The organism is Micromonospora sp. CNZ286, from assembly GCF_014207755.1.
Genome location: NZ_JACHIZ010000001.1, coordinates 1,095,171 through 1,110,968, shown reverse-complemented (window position 1 = coordinate 1,110,968; position 15,798 = coordinate 1,095,171). Strand labels below are relative to the sequence as shown.

Genomic DNA, 15,798 nt, shown 5'->3' with positions numbered 1-15,798 from the left:
CCGGGTCAGGTGCGGCAGGTGGTGGCCGGCAGGCCGGAGACCGGCACCGGGGAGCGGCCGGCCGGGCGGGCCTTGCCGGCGAGCACCGCGGCGAGCCCGGTCATCGAGGCCCGGGTGGACGAGTAGGTCGCCATCAGCGTCGGGGACTTCGCCCCGGACAGCACGTACGGCGTGTCCATCGCCACCGTCACGGCGGCGCCGGCGCTCAGGTCCTTCGCGCCGTCGCCGTAACCGACCAGGTGCACCACCGTGCCGCCGGAGGGCACCACCTTGACCCCGGCCGCCGTGAGCGCCTCGGTCAGCAGCTTGCGGGTGCGCTCCCGGCCGCCGGAGGAGGTCACGCTCACCGGGCCGGTCACCGCCCCGCCGCACTTGCCGCGCAGCACAGTCACGGCGGCGGTGGCCAGGTCGTCGGCGGCCTTGCGGTGGGCTGCGCCGTCGAGCGTGGACAGCGCCGGGATGTCCCGCCCGGCCAGCCGGAACTTCATGGTCAGCACCCGGGTGACCGCCTCGACCAGGCGGGCGCGGGGCAGCGAGCCGTCCTTGAGCGCGGCGCGCAGCCCGTCGTACGCCTGGGTGACGTTCGGGGTCATCAGGATGAGGTCGTTGCCGGCGTTGAGCGCGCGCACCGCGGCCTCGCCCGGCGACCACTTCTTCGCCGGGGCCATGTTCATCCCGTCGGTGATCACCACGCCCTGGAAGCCGAGCTGGCCGCGCAGCACGTCGGTGAGCAGCTTGCGGGAGAACGTGGCGGGGGTGCCCGGGTCGACTGCCTTGACGTCCAGGTGGGCCGACATCACCGCCATGGCCCCGGCGCCGATGCCGGCCCGGAACGGCGGGAACGCGAGGCGGTCCAGCTCGGCGCGGGACTGCTTGATCACGGGCAGTTCGGTGTGCGAGTCCTCGGCGCTCAGGCCGTGCCCGGGGAAGTGCTTGACCGCGGCACCGACGCCCTCGGCCTGCAGGCCGCGTACCGCGCCCGCCACCTGGGGGGACGCGGTCGCCGGGTCGGCGCCGAAGGACCGGGAGCCGATCACCGCGCTGCGGGTCGCCAGCACGTCGGCGACCGGCGCGAAGTCGAGGTTGACGCCCATGGCGGCCAGCTCTGCCCCGGCGGCCCGCCAGGCGGCCTCGGTCAGCGCCGGGTTCCCGGCGGCGCCGGCGGCGAGCGGGCTGGGCAGCAGCGTCACCCCGTCGGTGATCCGGGTGACCACGCCGTACTCCTGGTCGGTGCCGATCAGGAACGGCGCGGCACCCGCGGGCAGCTTGCCGGCGGCGGCGCGCAGTCCGTCGGTGAGCGCACGGACCTGCTTGGGGTTGTCCACGTTCGTGGTGGCCTGGTTGCCCGAGGTCGGGTCGTCGGCGCTGAAGCCGACCAGGATCAGCCCGCCGAGCCGGTACTTCGCCACCATCTCGGCGGGGGTGTCGACCCCTGCCAGCGCCCGGTTCCCGGCCGCCGACCCGGCCGACACCTCGGTGGCCGAGCTGCCGTACGCGTACGGCATCAGCACCTGCCCGACCAGGTCCTCGTCGCTCAGCGTGCCGACGAGCGCGGCCGCGCGGGCGGCCGGATCGGCGGCCGGCGGGTCACTCGGCGCGGGCGCTGCGGACGACGGCGCCGGGCTCGTCGGGGCAGGTCGGGGCCGGTCCGGCCCGTCCGAGCACCCGGAGACGAGCAGCGCGGTCAGTGCGGCGAGCGCGACGGCGGAGCGCCGCGGGGAAATCGACACGCGGCCCACCGTATCGGGGCAACTCGGCCGCCGTCACCCGACCCGGGTGAGCAGCGTCACCGGCGCACCGTCCCCGGCGTACCGGTAGGGCTCCAGTTCGGCGTCCCAGGCGGTGCCGAGCGCCTTGTCCAGGGCGTGGGCCAGCGCCTCCGGGCTGCGTGCGGCGGCCATCAGGCTGCGGAGCCGGTCCTCGCCGAGCTGGATGTCGCCGGCCGCGCCGACAGCGGCGCGGAACAGGCCGCGGCCCGGTACGTACATGAAGCGCTCGCCGTCGACGCCGGGACTGGGTTCCTCGGTGACCTCGAAACGGATCATGGGCCACTGCCGGAGGGCAGCGGCCAACTCCGCGCCGGTCCCCGGGCTGCCGGTCCAGCCGCACTCGGCGCGACGGGCGCCCGGGTCGGCGGGCTGCGCCGTCCAGTGCAGGTTGACCGGCGCGGCGAGGACGCGCGCGATCGCCCACTCGACGTGCGAGCACACGGCGAGCGGGGTCGAGTGGACGTATACGACGCCACGCGTTGGCACGGTGACCTCCCGATGAGCCGAGGTGCGTCTTCCCCTACGACCTCGTCCTACCGAGTGGTACCTGGCACACATGATGACCCGTGTGACTGGTGGTGCGCCAGCGAATCGGAAAATTCGCCGGCCCCCGGAGCGGGAAATACCCGGGTGGTGGACCTGGTTGTGCCCTCTGACGCCGCGACGACCAGCCAGGTGTCGTGGTCGTGTACAGTTCTCTGGGCGGTTCTGTGCCGCCGTACATCTTCGCGGGCCGGCGCCCACCCGGGCGTCATCCGCATACAGCCCCCGGACGGCTTCCGTCCCCACCGTACGTCTGCAAGGAGTACCTCCGTGGCGAGCAACACCTCTAAGACCGCGCGCGCGTCCGTCCGGGCCGGCCAGGCTGGCCAGGGTGGCGCCCTCAGCGTGCTGGGCGAGTTCAAGTACCTGATCCCGCTCAACGGCGGCAAGCACGCCTACGTGCGCAACCTGACCAACGGCAAGACCGCGCACCTGCGCACCGACTCCGACGCCTTCGTCGAGGAGATCCGCGTGCTGGCCGCCGCCGGCCACGCCGCCAAGATCCGCGCCGAGATCAACGGCCTGGCCGCGTCCTACCCGGACCACGGCTGGGACGCCACCGAGAAGCGCCTCGTCGAGGCCGGCGTCTTCGAGGGCTGAACGCCCTCACCCGCACCACCGCGACCGCCCGCCGGGATCACCCCGGCGGGCGGTTTCGCGTCTGGTCCTGCGGCAGCAGCGTCACCTCGCCCGTGGCCAGGTCGTAGAGCGCGCCCTCCACTGCCAGCTCACCTGCGTCCACCGGCCCGGCCAGCCGGTCGTCGCGGCGCAACGCCGCCACCGTCCGCCGGACGTGGCGGCGGATCGCCAGCGGATGCGCGTCCGGGTCGTCCACCCCGACGTCGGTGACCGCCGGGGCGATCCGGTCCACCACGTACGCCAGGTCCCCGCCGGGCCGCCGTCCGGTGCGCAGCGCCTCGACGGTCGAGCCGACCGCGCCGCAGCGCTCGTGGCCCAGCACCATCACCAGGCGTACGCCCAGTTGCTCCACCACGTACTCGATCGAGCCCCGGACGGCCCGGTCCAGCACGTGCCCGCCGGTACGGATCACGCAGATCGAACCGAACGTCTGGTCGAAGATCGCCTCCAACGGCACCCGGGAGTCGATACAGCCCAGCACCACCGCGTACGGCTGCTGGTCGCCGGAGGCCACCGCCGCGGCGGCGGTGACGTCGTGCCCGTGCAACGGCTGCCCGCTGACGAAACGGCGGTTGCCGGAGAGCAGCTCGGCCAGCGCGGCGCGCGGGCTGGTGGACGGCATGCCTCCCAGCCTGGTCACCGATCCGACCTCGTGGGGCCGGACGGGAATCTTCTCTCCGGGCCGGTTGCCGTGGTCTCATGGCGGGTAACGCCGGTGTCACCGCCGGGTCATCCGGTGGACACACATCGGCGGGCCCGGGAGGTGGACGATGCCGGACCTGGAACTGCGGCTCCCCGACGACGTACGCCTGCACGTCAGCGTCACCGGGCCGGTCGACGCCGCGGTGACCGCCGTCCTGCTGCACGGCTGGACGCTGGACGGGCGCAGCTGGCACCGCCAGGTCGCCGAGCTGCGGGAACGCTTCGGCGGCCGGGTCCGCCTGGTCACGTACGACGCGCGCGGCCACGGCCGGTCGAGCTGCCTGGCGCTGCGCGACGCCACCCTCGCGCAGCTCGGTGACGACCTGGCGGCGGTGATCGACGAGATCGTCCCGTCCGGTCCGATCGTCCTGGTCGGGCACTCGATGGGCGGGATGACGGTGATGGAGTACGCCCACCGGCACCCCGACCGGTTCGCCGCGCGTACCGCCGGGCTGGTCTTCGTCTCCACCACCGCCGAGGGGCACACGCACACCGCGTACGGCCTCTCCCCCCGGATCACCCGGCTGATCCGTCTGGCCGAGACGACAGGCGCCGGGGTGCTGGCCCGCTGCGGCGGCTGGCGGCCCCCGCACGCGCTGCTGCGCGCGCTGCGCCCGAGCATCCGCTGGATGCTGTTCGGCGACCGCTGCGACCCGGCCGACATCCGGCTTGTCACCTCAGCGGTGGCCCGGGCCACGCTGCGCTCGATCGGCGGTTTCCGCGCCTCGATCGGCGCCCAGCACCGGCTGGAGACGCTCGCCGCGCTCGGCGGGCTGCCGGCCGCCGCGCTGGTCGGGGACCGGGACCGGCTCACCCCGCCGCCCTGCGCCGAGTCGATCGCGGCGGCGCTGCCCACCACGGAGCTGACCGTCTGCCCGGGTGCCGGGCACATGCTCATGATGGAGCGCCCCGACGAGGTGAACGCCGCCCTCGCCGGCGTGCTGGACCGGGTGCTGGCCGGCCGGCCGGCGACCCGCCTCTGAGCGTCTCCCGCTCGCGAGCGGCACTGACGTACGCCACGTGCGCGGCATGCCCCGGCGTGGCGGTTGCCGGCGGCCCGTACCCTCATTCAGCCCGTCGTGCCCTCCGAACACAGGAGCATCCGCGTTGACCGACCAGACCACGCTGGACCGGGAGATCGCCGCCGAGCAGCGCCACCTCGACCGGGTGTACGCCCGGCTGGCCGAACTGCGCCGGTCGGCGGCCGACGCCGAGCGGGAGGGCTACCGGCTGGCCCGGGTCGGCAACTTCGGCGCGCTGGTCGAGCGGGACGCGATGGTCTTCCACGCCGCCCAGCGCCGGCACGTGCTGGACGCCGAGCACGAGGGGCTGGTGTTCGGCCGGCTGGACCTGCGTACCGGGCAGGTGCTGCACGTCGGCCGCCTCGGCGTGCGGGGCGTGGACGCGGAGACGCTGGTGGTGGACTGGCGGGCACCCGCCGCCGCCGCGTTCTACCAGGCCACGCCCGCCGAGCCGCGCGGTGTGGTGCGCCGGCGCACGATCCAGTCCGCGTCCGAGAAGGTCACCCGGATCGAGGACGACCTGCTGGACCCGGAGGCCGCGCCGCCGGACATGGCGGTGGTCGGTGACGGGGCGCTGCTTGCCACGCTGTCCCGGGCCACCGGCCGGGGCATGCGCGACATCGTCGCCACCATCCAGCGCGAGCAGGACGAGGCGATCCGTTCCCCCGGCAACGGCGTCACGATCGTCTCCGGCGGCCCCGGTACCGGGAAGACGGCGGTGGCGCTGCACCGGGCCGCGTACCTGCTCTACTCCGACCGGGCCCGGTACGCCGGCGGCGGCATCCTGGTGGTCGGCCCGTCCGGCGTGTTCGTCGAGTACATCGCCTCGGTGCTGCCCTCGCTGGGCGAGGAGACCGCCACGCTGCACTCGCTGGGCTCGCTGTTCCCCGGCCTGTCCGCGTCCCGGACCGACCCGCCGGACGTGGCGGCGGTGAAGGGTTCGCTGCGGATGCGCCGGGTGCTGGAACGCGCGGTACGCGACGCGGTGCCGGACTCCCCCGCCGAGCTGCGCCTGCTCTACCGGGGCGAGCTGCTGCGCCTGGAACGCCCCGCGCTGGACGCGATCCGGGACCGGACGCTGGCCCGTGGGGCGCGCCGCAACGAGGTACGCCGGGCAGCGTTCGACGCGGTGCTCGCCGCGCTCTACGCGCAGGCCCGCACGCTGCGGGTGGGCCGGCTGCCGGAGCAGCCCGCGTTCGAGGACGAGATCATCGAACGGCCGGAGTTCCGCGAGTTCCTCAAGGCGTGGTGGCCCCGGCTGCACCCGCGGCACGTGCTGGACTGGCTGGCCCGCCCGGACCGGCTGCGCCGCTACGCCGGTGGGATCCTCTCCTCTGCGGAGATCCGGCTGCTCGGCGACGCGTACCGGAGCCTCGCGACCGAAGGGCTGACGGTGGCCGACATCGCGCTGCTGGACGAGCTGGACGCGCTGCTCGGCAAGCCGGTGCGGCGGGCCCGCCCCAAGCGCGACCCGTACCAGCTCGCCGGTGGCGTGCGCGAGCTGAGCACGTACGCCGATCGGCAGCGCGCCGCCCGCGCGGCGGCGCGGGAGCGTCCGGACGACTACCGCGACTACGCGCACGTGGTGGTGGACGAGTCGCAGGACGTCTCGCCGATGCAGTGGCGGATGGTCGGCCGGCGCGGGCGGCTGGCGTCCTGGACGGTGGTCGGTGACCCGGCGCAGACCGCCTGGACCGGCGACCCGCAGGAGCTGGACCGGGCCCGGGACCAGGCGCTGGGCCGGCGCAAGCGGCACCGCTACGAGCTGACCACCAACTACCGCAACTCGGCGGAGATCTTCGCGGTGGCGGCGGCGGAGATCCGCCGTCTCTACCCGGATCTGCCGCTGCCCGACGCGGTGCGGTCCACGGGCGTGCCGCCGGTCGAGCGCACGGTGCCCGCCGCCGACCTGCCGGCGGCCACCGTCGAGGCGGCCGAGGCGCTGCTCGCGCAGGTGGAGGGCACCGTCGGCGTGATCACGCCGGTGCCGCGCCGGGACGAGGTGGCCGGCTGGCTGGGCGGGCTCGGCGCGGGCCGCCTCCAGGTGGTGACCAGCCTCCAGGCCAAGGGCATGGAGTACGACGGCGTGGTGCTGGTGGCGCCGAGCGAGATCCGGGCCGACCCCGGCTCGGGTGTCCGCACGCTCTACGTGGCGCTGTCCCGGGCCACCCAGCGTCTCACCACGCTCGACCCCTCCTGACGGACACCCGACCGTGACCCGGCTGTCACCCATCGTTCAGTTGCATACATAGCGATGTGAACATACATTGGGCCTGGCCGGTACGGGGCAGGAAGGGTGTTGGCGTGGGCGCAGGTCATGACCACAGCGGCGCGGTGACCAACGCGGCGCACCGCCACCGGGGCCGCCTCTGGGCCGCCTTCGCGCTGCTCGCCGCCCTGATGGTGGTCGAGGCGGTGGCCGCCTTCACGACCGGCTCGCTGGCGCTGCTCTCCGACGCCGGGCACATGTTCACCGACGTCCTCGGCATCGGCATGGCCCTCGCGGCGATCACCGCGACCCGCCGCGCCGGCACCGACCCGCAGCGCACGTTCGGGCTCTACCGGCTGGAGGTGCTCGCCGCCCTCGCCAACGCCGTTCTGCTCGGCGCCGTCGCCATCTACGTCCTGGTCGAGGCGGTACGCCGGTTCGGCGAGCCGCCGGAGGTGCTGGCCGGCCCGATGCTCGTGGTGGCGGTGCTCGGCCTGCTCGCCAACATCGTCGCGTTCGCGCTGCTGCGCGCCGGGTCGAAGGAGAGCATCAACCTGCGCGGGGCGTACCTGGAGGTGCTCGGCGACCTGCTCGGCTCGCTCGGCGTGATCGCCGCCGCGCTGGTCATCGCGGCGACCGACTGGTGGTGGGCGGACCCGCTGGTCGCCGTCGGCATCGGCGTGTTCATCCTGCCGCGCACCTGGCGGCTCGGCCGGGCCGCGCTGCGCATCCTGGTGCAGGCCGCGCCGGAGCACCTGCAGGTCACCGCCGTGCACGACCGGCTGGCCGCCGTACCGGGCGTGGCCGAGGTGCACGACCTGCACGTCTGGACGCTCACCTCGGGCATGGAGGTGGCCTCGGCGCACCTGACCACCGATCCGGGCGTGGACCCGGGCGTGGTGCTGGCCGCCGCGCGGGCCGCCCTGCACGAGGACTTCTCCATCGATCACGCCACGTTGCAGGTCGAACCCGGAGCGTCGGCCGGAGTGTGCGGACAGACCGAGTGGTGATTAGGACACACTTAAATCACTGTGGCTAATGTAGTCTTATGCCGGTTTTGCCCCGCCTAGTGGCACTGCTCCACGGAGCCGTGCCCGGGCAGCGCCGGTAGTCTCGGTCGCGGCCGCACCCGCGGGCGCCACCCGGCCCCGGTGGGGCGGCCGTCGCCTAATCGTCCGCAGGGACGAGCCGGGGAACCACGTACGTGGGGTGCATCCGCGTCAGCGGTAGGGATCTTCCGTCCCGAACCCGTCAGCTAACCCGGTCGGCGTTGACGGAAGGACGTGTGAATGCCCCCAGTGGCACCTGTACGACGGACGGCCGCCCGGTTGGCGGCCCTGCTCGTCGCGACGCTGACCCTCGGCGTCGCGACCGTTCCGGTCTCCCCCGCCTCGGCGGCGCCGGCGACCGGCCTGCTCGCCGCAGCGCCCGGCGACGACGAGGGTGGCACGCCCGAACTGCGTGCCCAGCTCGACGCGGCCAGCAAGGGCTGGCTGGAGGCGAAAGCCGCGCTGAACCGGTCGGTGAGCCGCCAGAAGCAGCTGAACGAACAACTCAAGACGGTCGGCGCCGAGCTGGCCGTACGCGACGCCAAGGTCGGCGAGATCGCCGCCGTGGCGTACCGCAACGGCCGTCTGGGGACCGCCGGGGCGCTGCTCGGCAGCAGCAGCCCGGAGGGCTTCATGGACCGGGCCGCCGCGCTGGAGCAGGTCGCCGCGCACGAGGACCGTACGCTGCGCGACCTGATCACCACCCGGGACGAGGCCACCCGCACCCGCGCCCAGCTCGACGGAGAGATCCGCGAGCAGCGCAAGCAGGTGACGGTGATGGCCAAGCGCAAGGAGCAGGCCGAGCGCGCCCTGGAGGTGGCGAACGACCGGGCCTCGCGCAGCAGCAGCGGCGGTGGCAGCGTCCAGGGCACCTCCAGCAAGAACGCGAAGCCGGCACCGCGCAACTCGGACGGCTCCTGGCCGTCGGAGTCGTGCAGCGTCAACGACCCGACCCCGGCGAACGGCTGCATCACCCCGCGCACGCTGCACGCGCTGCAACAGGCCAAGGCGGCGGGCTTCACCCGGTACGTCTCGTGCCACCGGCCCAGCGGCTCTGGTGAGCACCCGAAGGGGCGGGCCTGTGACTTCGCCGCGCAGAAGAACGGCTTCGGCGGCGTGGCCACCGGCGGTGACCGGACGTACGGCAACAACCTGGCCGCGTACTTCGTGCGCAACGCCGACCCGCTCGCCGTGCTCTACGTGATCTGGTTCAAGCAGATCTGGCTGCCCAGCAGCGGGTGGAAGTCGTACAGCGGCGGCAACGGCGACCCGTCCAGCGACCACACCAACCACGTGCACCTGTCGGTGTACTGAGCGCGCCCCGAGAGGGCCGGCCGGATCAGGCCGGCCGGCCCTCCAGGGTCGCTCCGAGACGAGCCGCCAGGCCCAGGTGAGCCGCCCGGGCCTGGCGGAACGCGTACCCGAACAGTGGCGCCGGAGCGGTGAGCGTGATCTCCACGTCGATGCGTACCGTGCCGTCCGGCTCGTCGCGCAGCCGGGTGTGGTTGCGGACCGTCGTCGCGGGCTGCTGACGCGCCACTGTGACGACCTCGTCCTCGCCGGCGATCAGCACGTCCGCCTGGTACGTGACCGGGAAGTGCAGCGGGCCGAGTTGCAGCCGGTCGGTGATCGCGTAGCTGGCCAGCGCGCCCGGCCGGGCCGGCAGCTTCCGGACCCGGACGATCAGCGGATGCAGCTCGCCCTGGCGACTCAGGTCACCCAGTAGCGCCACCGCTTCGGCCCGGGTGCACCGGGCCTGCACGGTGTAGCTGAAGCTGTCGCTGCTCTGCAAGCGGGCCCCCTCGCCGTCGTGCGTCGCGACGATCGTCCCGTACCGACGCCGGACTGGCAACGGGTAGAAGGTCCCCTGGCAGCAGGGGGTGTGAACGGCGCGCTCAGGCGCCGGGCAGCACCTCGGGGGTGTCGTCGGCGAACCACGGCTCGGGCGCGCCGAACAGGCCGAGCAGGCCGGTCACCCAGAGCTGCCGGTGCACGAACCGGCTCGGCTCGGTGACCACGAGCTTGACGCCGCTGACCTCGCAGGTCTGGAAGCCGGCGACCATGGCGCTGATGCCGACCGAGTCGATGAACGTGACGAGCCGCATGTTCAGCTCGATTCGCGAGGGACGGCCCTTGGCGAGCACTTCGGCGATCGCTTCCCGCACCTCGTACGCGGTGTCGACGTCGATCTCCCCACGGGGCGCGATCTGGACGACACCACCCGGCCGCACCGACTTCACGATCGACAGGCTCACGCGAGCACCTCCACTCGCCCATGACGGGCGCCTCATCAGTACGCGGGCCGCGACCGAGAGTATTCCTCCGACGGCCCGGTCGCCACCCCCCGGGATGAGCAATTCGCGAACTGGGCACACCTGGGCGTACCCAATCCGGACCTCCGGGTTCCAGTTTCCCCTGTATGGCGGGTCGCGGCCAACCGTGCGACCGGGCGGGCCCGCCGATCCGCCGACCAGGGTAGCGGGCGCACGCACGTCCCGTGGGCACCGGTCCCGGCGCGTTCGGGTGGTTCGTCCCGTTCGCTGCTCACGGTCGGGAACCACGGCGTGGTTTGCCACGCGCGCCGGTGGGGCACTGCCCGAGACAGTGAACCCGCCGGATGGACACCGGAGTCCGAAGTGGCCGCCGGCCTTCGGCACCCGAGGAGGTAGAACGATGTTCGGATCCAACCTGCTGGACCGCCGGGGCAAGGCCGAGCGGGTCGCCGACCAGGCGTGGCAGAACCTGCTCTCCGCCGTCGGTTCCGCCGGTGACAGCGTGCGCGACGCCACCCGGACCGCCCGCCGCGGCTCCTCCGGCCTGGCCGACGACGCCACCGACCTGGTCGGCTCCGCCGCCGAGGAGGCACGCCGCCGGGCCTCCCTCGCCTTCGACGCGCTCGCCGGCCGCCGGCCCGCGCTGCCCTGGACGCTGCTGATCGCGGCGGCGCTGGCGGGCGCGGCGATCGGCTGGGCCGCCGGCACCGCGGCGCGCGCCGCCGGCAGCCGGGACCGGGCCGCGGACGAGATCGAGTTCGTGGACGTGGACCGGCCGAACTCGCCGGCCGGCCTGGACGGCTGACCCGCCCGTACGACACGACGACGGCCGCCCCCGGGACTCCCGGGAGCGGCCGTCGTGCTGCCTCACCCGCCCCGGGTGAGGCCCGCTCACCCGGGGCGCGCGCAGGATCGCGGGTGCGGGACCACGTGCCCGCGCCGCGATCGACGGGAGGGGGAGCCGGATGGCCACCGACACGATCACGCGTACCGACCGGGACATCCAGTCCGCCGTGCTCGACGAGTTGACCTGGGAGCCGCGGGTCGGCCCGGACGAGATCGGGGTGACCGTCACCGAGGGCGTGGTGACGCTCACCGGACGGGTGGACAGCTACGCCAAGAAGTGGGCCGCCGAGCGGGCCGCGCACCGGGTCGCCCGCGTCCGCGCGGTCGCCAACGACATCGCCGTCCGGATCGACACCGCGGCCGGGCGGGAGGACCCGGAGATCGCGGTCGCGGCCGTACGGGCGCTGGAGTGGGACGCGTTCGTGCCGATCGAGGCGTTGCAGGTGACGGTGGCCGACGGCTGGGTCACGCTGCACGGCGAGGTCGAATGGGAGTACCAGCGGCGGGCCGCCGAACGCTCGGTCGCCCGGCTCACCGGCGTGTGCGGGGTGAGCAACGGCATCGCGGTACGCCCCGCCGTGCGCGCCGACGGCGGTGACCTGGCCGAGCGGATCGTGGATGCGCTGGCCCGCAACGCCGCCACCGAGGCCGAGCAGGTCGACGTGCGGGTGCACGGCGACACGGTGCTGCTGGACGGGCAGGTCCACTCCGCAGGCGAGCGCGAGGAGATCGAGCGGGTGGTGTGGAACGCCCCGGGCATCCGGGAAGTGCGCAACCACCTCGCCGTGCGCTGACGGAACCACCCCGCCCGGGTGAGCCCGCCTCACCCGGGCCGCGGCCATGGTGGGAGGCATGAGTGATCCGAACGGGCTGATCACACCCGGGCGGGCCGCGCCCGGGTTCACGCTCCCGGCGGCGCCGGACGGACGGGAGGTGGGCCCCGGGCAGTTCCGGGGCCGTCCCGTGGTGCTGGCCTTCTACCCGGCGGACTGGTCACCTGTGTGCGGCGAGCAGATGACCCTGTACCAGGCCGCCCTGCCCGAGCTGGAGCGGTACGACGCGGTGCTGCTGGGCATCTCGGTGGACAGCGTCGACTCGCACCGGGCGTTCGCCGAGAGCCGGGGTATCCGGTTCCCGCTGCTCGCCGACTTCGAGCCCAAGGGCGAGGTGTCGCGCCGGTACGGCGCGTACGCGCCGCACGGGCAGTCGGACCGGGCACTCGTGGTCCTCGACCCGGACGGCCGGGTGGCCTGGAGCCATCTGTCCCCGCCCGAGGTGAACCCGGGCGTGGACGGGATCCTCGACGCGCTGGAACAGCTGGACGCGGATCGGCGGGTGAGTACCGGATGACCACGCCCCTTCAGGTCACCACCGCGCGGCTGCGGATCCCGGTGACCGAACGCGACCATGTCCGCGGGCCGGTGGACGCGCCGGTCACCGTCGTCGAGTACGGCGACTTCCAGTGCCGGTTCTGCGGCGCCGCCTACCCGAACCTGGCAGAGGTGCTGCGCCAGCGGGCCGACATGGTGCGTCTGGTGTACCGGCACTTCCCGATCACCAACGTCCACCCGTACGCGGAGACCGCCGCGGAGACCGCCGAGGCCGCCGCCGCCCGGGGCCGGTTCTGGGAGATGTACGACTGGCTCTACCAGCACCAGGACCAGCTCGACCAGGTGCACCTGTCGCTCGGCGTCGAGCAGATCGGCCTGTCGCCGGAGGAGATCGCCGCGGAGGTCGGCCGGCAGGAGTACGCCGACCGGGTCCGGCAGGACTTCGTCGGCGGCATCCGCAGCGGCGTCAACGGCACCCCGACGTTGTTCGTCAACGACGTCCGGCACGACGGCGGCTACGACCTGGCCGAACTGCTGGCAGTGGTGGACGCCGCCACCGACGACGGCTGACTGTCAGATCAACCGCAGCTCGCGCGCCCGCCGGACGGCGTCCCGCCGGCGGGTCGCGTCGAGCTTGCGGTAGATGTTGCGCACGTGCGTCTTGACCGTGTTGACCGACAGTGACAGCTCGGCGGCGATCTCCACGTTGGACAGGATGCTCTGGAGATAGCGCAGGATGGTCAGTTCCCGCTCGGTGAGCGGCTCGTCGAGCGACCGGGCCGGACCGTCGGCCGGTGCCGCTGCCGGTTGCGCGTCCACGCCCCGGACCAGCTCGCTCACCGTGGCCCAGTACGCGGTGCCCGAGTCCAGGCGCGCGGCGAGCAGGTCCCGTACCCCCGGGTCGGCCCGGGTGAAGACGCGCCGGAAGCCGTCCGGCTCGGCGAGCGCCAGCACCTCCTCCAGCAGCCGCCCGGCGCGCCGAGCGTCACCGGAGGCGTCGGCGAGCGCCGCGTCGAGCAGCCCGGCGCCCAGCCGCACCGGCAACGGCCAGTCCGCCGCGCCGGGCGCGGTCCAGTCGGGCAGCGCACGCTCGGCCGCGCGGGCGTCACCGGCGCGCAGCCGCAGCCGCGCGGCCACCAGCGCCGGCGCCGGCCCGTCACCCGCCGCGTCGAGCAGCGTCCGGGCACCGTCGACGTCGCCGACGGCGGCGCGTACCTGGGCCTCGTCGGCGGCGAACCATTCGCCCAGCTCCGCGCCGGGCGCGACCGCGCGCGCCCCGGCGAGCGTGCGCAGCGCGCCGCCCGGGTCGCCACCGTCGGCCAGCAGCCCGGCCCGGCACAGCGCGGTGAGCGCCGCGCCGCCCGGCTCCGCACCGGCCGGCCCGGCGAGCGCCAGGTGGGCCGTGGCCTCCGCCGGCCGGTCCCGCTGCCAGTCCACGAACGCCAGCGCCAGGTACGCGTAGCCGCAGTCGGACCGCGACGACCAGCCCTGACACGGCGGCATCGCCAGCGCCTCCCGGGCCAGTTCCTCGGCGGCCCGCAGCGCGCCCCGGGCCGCCTCCAGCAGCGCCGAGCGGCTGACGCAGAGCAGTTCGGTACGCGGCCGCCCGGCCCGCCGCGCCGCCTCCCGCGCGGCGGCGAACCGGTCCCGGGCCGTGGACAGCTCCCCCTCGGCCAGCGCGGCCAGCCCGTGCGCGGCACCGGCCACCGCGCGCACGTCGTCCCGCTCGGCCGTCCCGGCGCGCGGATCGCCGGGATCACCGGCAACGGCACTGTCGGCGTCCGGGCCGCCCGGGGACTCGTCAGCGGCGATGGTGGCCAGCAGGCGGTCGGCGGCCCGGCGTACCTCCTCGTGGTCGCCGCCGAGCCGGGCGAGGCTCAGCTCCACGGCGGCGGCCAGCCGGCCGAACCGGTCACGGCGGGGCGCGGGCAGGCCGGCGGCCTCGGCCAGCGCCCGCCGCAGCTGCGCGTCGGCGGCGGCCCGATCCCCGGCGTACGCCCGTTCGGCGGCGGCGGCCAGCGCCAGCTCCGGATCCCGGCGGACCGCCTCGGCGGGCGGCTCGGGCGGAGCGGGTACGGCGGCCGGCTCGTCCGGCGCCAGCTCGGGCCAGCGGGTGACGAGCAGCTCGGTGGCGTCGGCCCACTCAGCGGCGAGAAGCGCGTGCCGCAGCGCCTCGGCCGGACGGTCGTGGGTGCCGTACCAGCCGGCGGCCCGCCGGTGCAGTTCCCGCACCTCGTCGGCGGGCAGCCGGTCCAGCTCGTCGCGCAGCACGTCGGCCAGCAGCGGGTGCGGCCGGTACCAGGGTGGGCTGCCGCCGTCCTGGTAGAGGAAGCCGCCCTCCCGGGCCGCCTCGGCGAGCAGGTGCCCGGCGTCGGGCCGCCCGGTCAGCGCGGCCGCCAGGTCGGCGTGGACCGCGACGGCCACCGCCACCCGGCGCAGGACGTCGCGGGTCGCCGGTTCCAGCGGGGCGAGCACCTCGTCCCGCAGGTACGCGGCGACGTCCGGCTGGTCACCGGCGAACCGTTCCACGGTGCGCGCCGGGTCGGCGCCGTCGCCGAGCGCGAGCGCGGCGAAGCGCAGCCCGGCCGGCCAGCCGGTGGTCCGTTCGACGAGCCGGGTCACGGCCGGGGCGGGTACGGCCACGCCGTGCGCGACGAGCAGGTCGGCCACCTCGTCGGCGGTGAACGCCAGGTCGTCGGCGCCGATCACGGTCAGCTCGCCGGCCAGCCGCCAGCGGTGCAGCGCCAGCGGTGGTTCGCCGCGCGCGCCGGCCACCAGCCGCAGCCGGCCGTCGGAGTGCCGGAGCAGGAACTCCAGCCCGGTCAGGGCGGCCGGGTCGGTGACCCGGTGCAGGTCGTCCAGGACCAGCAGCACGGGTCGTTCACGGGTGGCGAGCGCGGCGGCGAGCGTTTCGAGCTGCTCGGGCCGGGGCGGCCCGTCCGGCATCGGTGGCGGCCCGTCGTCCGGATCGTCGGCGGCGGCGGTACGCAGGGCCGCCGCGAGGTAGCCCCAGAGCCGCCGGGTGGTCTCCCCCTCGGCCACCGTGACCCAGGCCGGCGCCGGCCCGTCCCGCTCCCCCTGCGCCCAGGTCGACAGCAGCGTCGTCTTGCCCCAGCCGGCCGGCGCGCAGACGAGCGTCACCGGCCCGGACGCGCCCTGTCCCAGCCGGTCGAGCAGCCGGGGACGCAGCAGGACCGGCTCAGGCGGCACGGGCGGCGTCAACCGGGACGCCAGCAGCGGCGGGCCACCCGGCAGCGCACCACCGGCGACATCGGGCGAATCGAGGCCGGTGGTGAGCAGATCGGGCGTACCGGTGATGTCGCTTGTGCCGCTCGGCGCGGTGACGACCTGGTCTGCCTCCTCCGGCATGCGTCCCTCCCCCCGTCGGTGCGGGCAGCGGTTACCCGCAGCGCGC

At 74.9% G+C, this 15,798-nt stretch carries 15 protein-coding genes and 1 riboswitch; of the genes, 9 read left to right on the top strand and 6 right to left on the bottom strand.

Features of this window, described 5'->3' with window-relative positions; translation table 11 throughout:
* Positions 1-5 precede the first annotated feature (5 nt).
* Positions 6-1,730, bottom strand: coding sequence for a glycoside hydrolase family 3 protein (locus FHX31_RS05335; RefSeq protein ID WP_184975312.1), 1,725 nt, complete (start codon positions 1,728-1,730; stop codon positions 6-8).
* 33 nt (positions 1,731-1,763) lie between these two features.
* A complete protein-coding gene (locus FHX31_RS05330; protein ID WP_013287841.1) occupies positions 1,764-2,255 on the bottom strand; it encodes a DUF3145 domain-containing protein in 492 nt (163 codons plus the stop codon).
* Positions 2,256-2,582: 327 nt separating this feature from the next.
* Here FHX31_RS05330 and FHX31_RS05325 point away from each other — a divergent pair, with 327 nt between their 5' ends.
* The gene (locus FHX31_RS05325) at positions 2,583-2,912 is read left to right on the top strand and encodes a hypothetical protein (RefSeq protein ID WP_013287842.1); all 330 of its coding nucleotides are present in this window, start codon (positions 2,583-2,585) and stop codon (positions 2,910-2,912) included.
* A gap of 37 nt (positions 2,913-2,949) precedes the next feature.
* Here the strand turns inward: FHX31_RS05325 and FHX31_RS05320 are convergent, their stop codons facing one another.
* Complete coding sequence (locus FHX31_RS05320) at positions 2,950-3,573, bottom strand: carbonic anhydrase (RefSeq protein ID WP_184977748.1); 624 nt, start codon at positions 3,571-3,573, stop codon at positions 2,950-2,952.
* 148 nt (positions 3,574-3,721) lie between these two features.
* On the opposite strand from FHX31_RS05320, the gene FHX31_RS05315 reads away from it, so the two are divergent.
* From FHX31_RS05315 to FHX31_RS05300, 4 genes are all read left to right on the top strand, one after another.
* Positions 3,722-4,636 (top strand): alpha/beta fold hydrolase, encoded by a 915-nt coding sequence (locus FHX31_RS05315; RefSeq protein ID WP_184975310.1) that lies wholly within the window; start codon positions 3,722-3,724, stop codon positions 4,634-4,636.
* Positions 4,637-4,760: 124 nt separating this feature from the next.
* Entirely contained in the window at positions 4,761-6,875 is a 2,115-nt protein-coding gene (locus FHX31_RS05310) for a HelD family protein (RefSeq protein WP_013475614.1), read from the top strand.
* A 104-nt stretch (positions 6,876-6,979) separates the two neighbouring features.
* Complete coding sequence (locus FHX31_RS05305; protein ID WP_013475613.1) at positions 6,980-7,894, top strand: cation diffusion facilitator family transporter; 915 nt, start codon at positions 6,980-6,982, stop codon at positions 7,892-7,894.
* 144 nt (positions 7,895-8,038) lie between these two features.
* Positions 8,039-8,169: riboswitch (cyclic di-AMP (ydaO/yuaA leader) on the top strand.
* A gap of 4 nt (positions 8,170-8,173) precedes the next feature.
* Positions 8,174-9,247 (top strand): coiled-coil domain-containing protein, encoded by a 1,074-nt coding sequence (locus tag FHX31_RS05300; RefSeq protein WP_013475612.1) that lies wholly within the window; start codon positions 8,174-8,176, stop codon positions 9,245-9,247.
* Between the two features lie 25 nt (positions 9,248-9,272).
* Here the strand turns inward: FHX31_RS05300 and FHX31_RS05295 are convergent, their stop codons facing one another.
* On the bottom strand, positions 9,273-9,785 hold the full coding sequence (locus FHX31_RS05295; RefSeq protein WP_235437368.1) for an SRPBCC family protein: 513 nt from the start codon (positions 9,783-9,785) through the stop codon (positions 9,273-9,275).
* 43 nt (positions 9,786-9,828) lie between these two features.
* Positions 9,829-10,188 carry an STAS domain-containing protein gene (locus FHX31_RS05290; RefSeq protein ID WP_013287849.1) on the bottom strand — a complete coding sequence of 120 codons (360 nt, stop codon included), beginning with the start codon at positions 10,186-10,188 and terminating at the stop codon, positions 9,829-9,831.
* 418 nt (positions 10,189-10,606) lie between these two features.
* Between FHX31_RS05290 and FHX31_RS05285 the strand changes: the two genes are divergently transcribed.
* The 4 genes from FHX31_RS05285 to FHX31_RS05270 all read left to right on the top strand — a co-directional run bounded on the left by FHX31_RS05285 (position 10,607) and on the right by FHX31_RS05270 (position 12,953).
* The gene (locus FHX31_RS05285; protein WP_184975308.1) at positions 10,607-11,011 is read left to right on the top strand and encodes a hypothetical protein; all 405 of its coding nucleotides are present in this window, start codon (positions 10,607-10,609) and stop codon (positions 11,009-11,011) included.
* A gap of 160 nt (positions 11,012-11,171) precedes the next feature.
* On the top strand, positions 11,172-11,846 hold the full coding sequence (locus tag FHX31_RS05280) for a BON domain-containing protein (protein WP_030271660.1): 675 nt from the start codon (positions 11,172-11,174) through the stop codon (positions 11,844-11,846).
* Positions 11,847-11,904: 58 nt separating this feature from the next.
* Positions 11,905-12,402, top strand: a complete 498-nt coding sequence (locus FHX31_RS05275; protein ID WP_013475609.1) for a redoxin domain-containing protein — start codon at positions 11,905-11,907, stop codon at positions 12,400-12,402.
* Complete coding sequence (locus FHX31_RS05270) at positions 12,399-12,953, top strand: DsbA family protein (RefSeq protein ID WP_013475608.1); 555 nt, start codon at positions 12,399-12,401, stop codon at positions 12,951-12,953. Before FHX31_RS05275 ends, FHX31_RS05270 begins: the two co-directional genes overlap by 4 nt.
* A 3-nt stretch (positions 12,954-12,956) precedes the next feature.
* Here FHX31_RS05270 and FHX31_RS05265 read toward each other — a convergent pair whose 3' ends face one another.
* Positions 12,957-15,752: a winged helix-turn-helix domain-containing protein gene (locus tag FHX31_RS05265; protein ID WP_184975305.1), complete on the bottom strand. Its 2,796-nt coding sequence runs from the start codon at positions 15,750-15,752 to the stop codon at positions 12,957-12,959.
* Between the last annotated feature and the right edge of the window lie 46 nt (positions 15,753-15,798).

Excerpts from the sequence above, each read along its gene's own strand:
- FHX31_RS05320 (WP_184977748.1), bottom strand. The coding sequence starts at position 3,573 with ATGCCGTCCACCAGCCCGCGCGCCGCGCTGGCCGAGCTGCTCTCCGGC.
- FHX31_RS05315 (WP_184975310.1), top strand. The coding sequence starts at position 3,722 with ATGCCGGACCTGGAACTGCGGCTCCCCGACGACGTACGCCTGCACGTC.
- FHX31_RS05300 (WP_013475612.1), top strand. The coding sequence starts at position 8,174 with ATGCCCCCAGTGGCACCTGTACGACGGACGGCCGCCCGGTTGGCGGCC.
- FHX31_RS05285 (WP_184975308.1), top strand. The coding sequence starts at position 10,607 with ATGTTCGGATCCAACCTGCTGGACCGCCGGGGCAAGGCCGAGCGGGTC.
- FHX31_RS05280 (WP_030271660.1), top strand. The coding sequence starts at position 11,172 with ATGGCCACCGACACGATCACGCGTACCGACCGGGACATCCAGTCCGCC.
- FHX31_RS05275 (WP_013475609.1), top strand. The coding sequence starts at position 11,905 with ATGAGTGATCCGAACGGGCTGATCACACCCGGGCGGGCCGCGCCCGGG.
- FHX31_RS05270 (WP_013475608.1), top strand. The coding sequence starts at position 12,399 with ATGACCACGCCCCTTCAGGTCACCACCGCGCGGCTGCGGATCCCGGTG.
- FHX31_RS05265 (WP_184975305.1), bottom strand. The coding sequence starts at position 15,752 with ATGCCGGAGGAGGCAGACCAGGTCGTCACCGCGCCGAGCGGCACAAGC.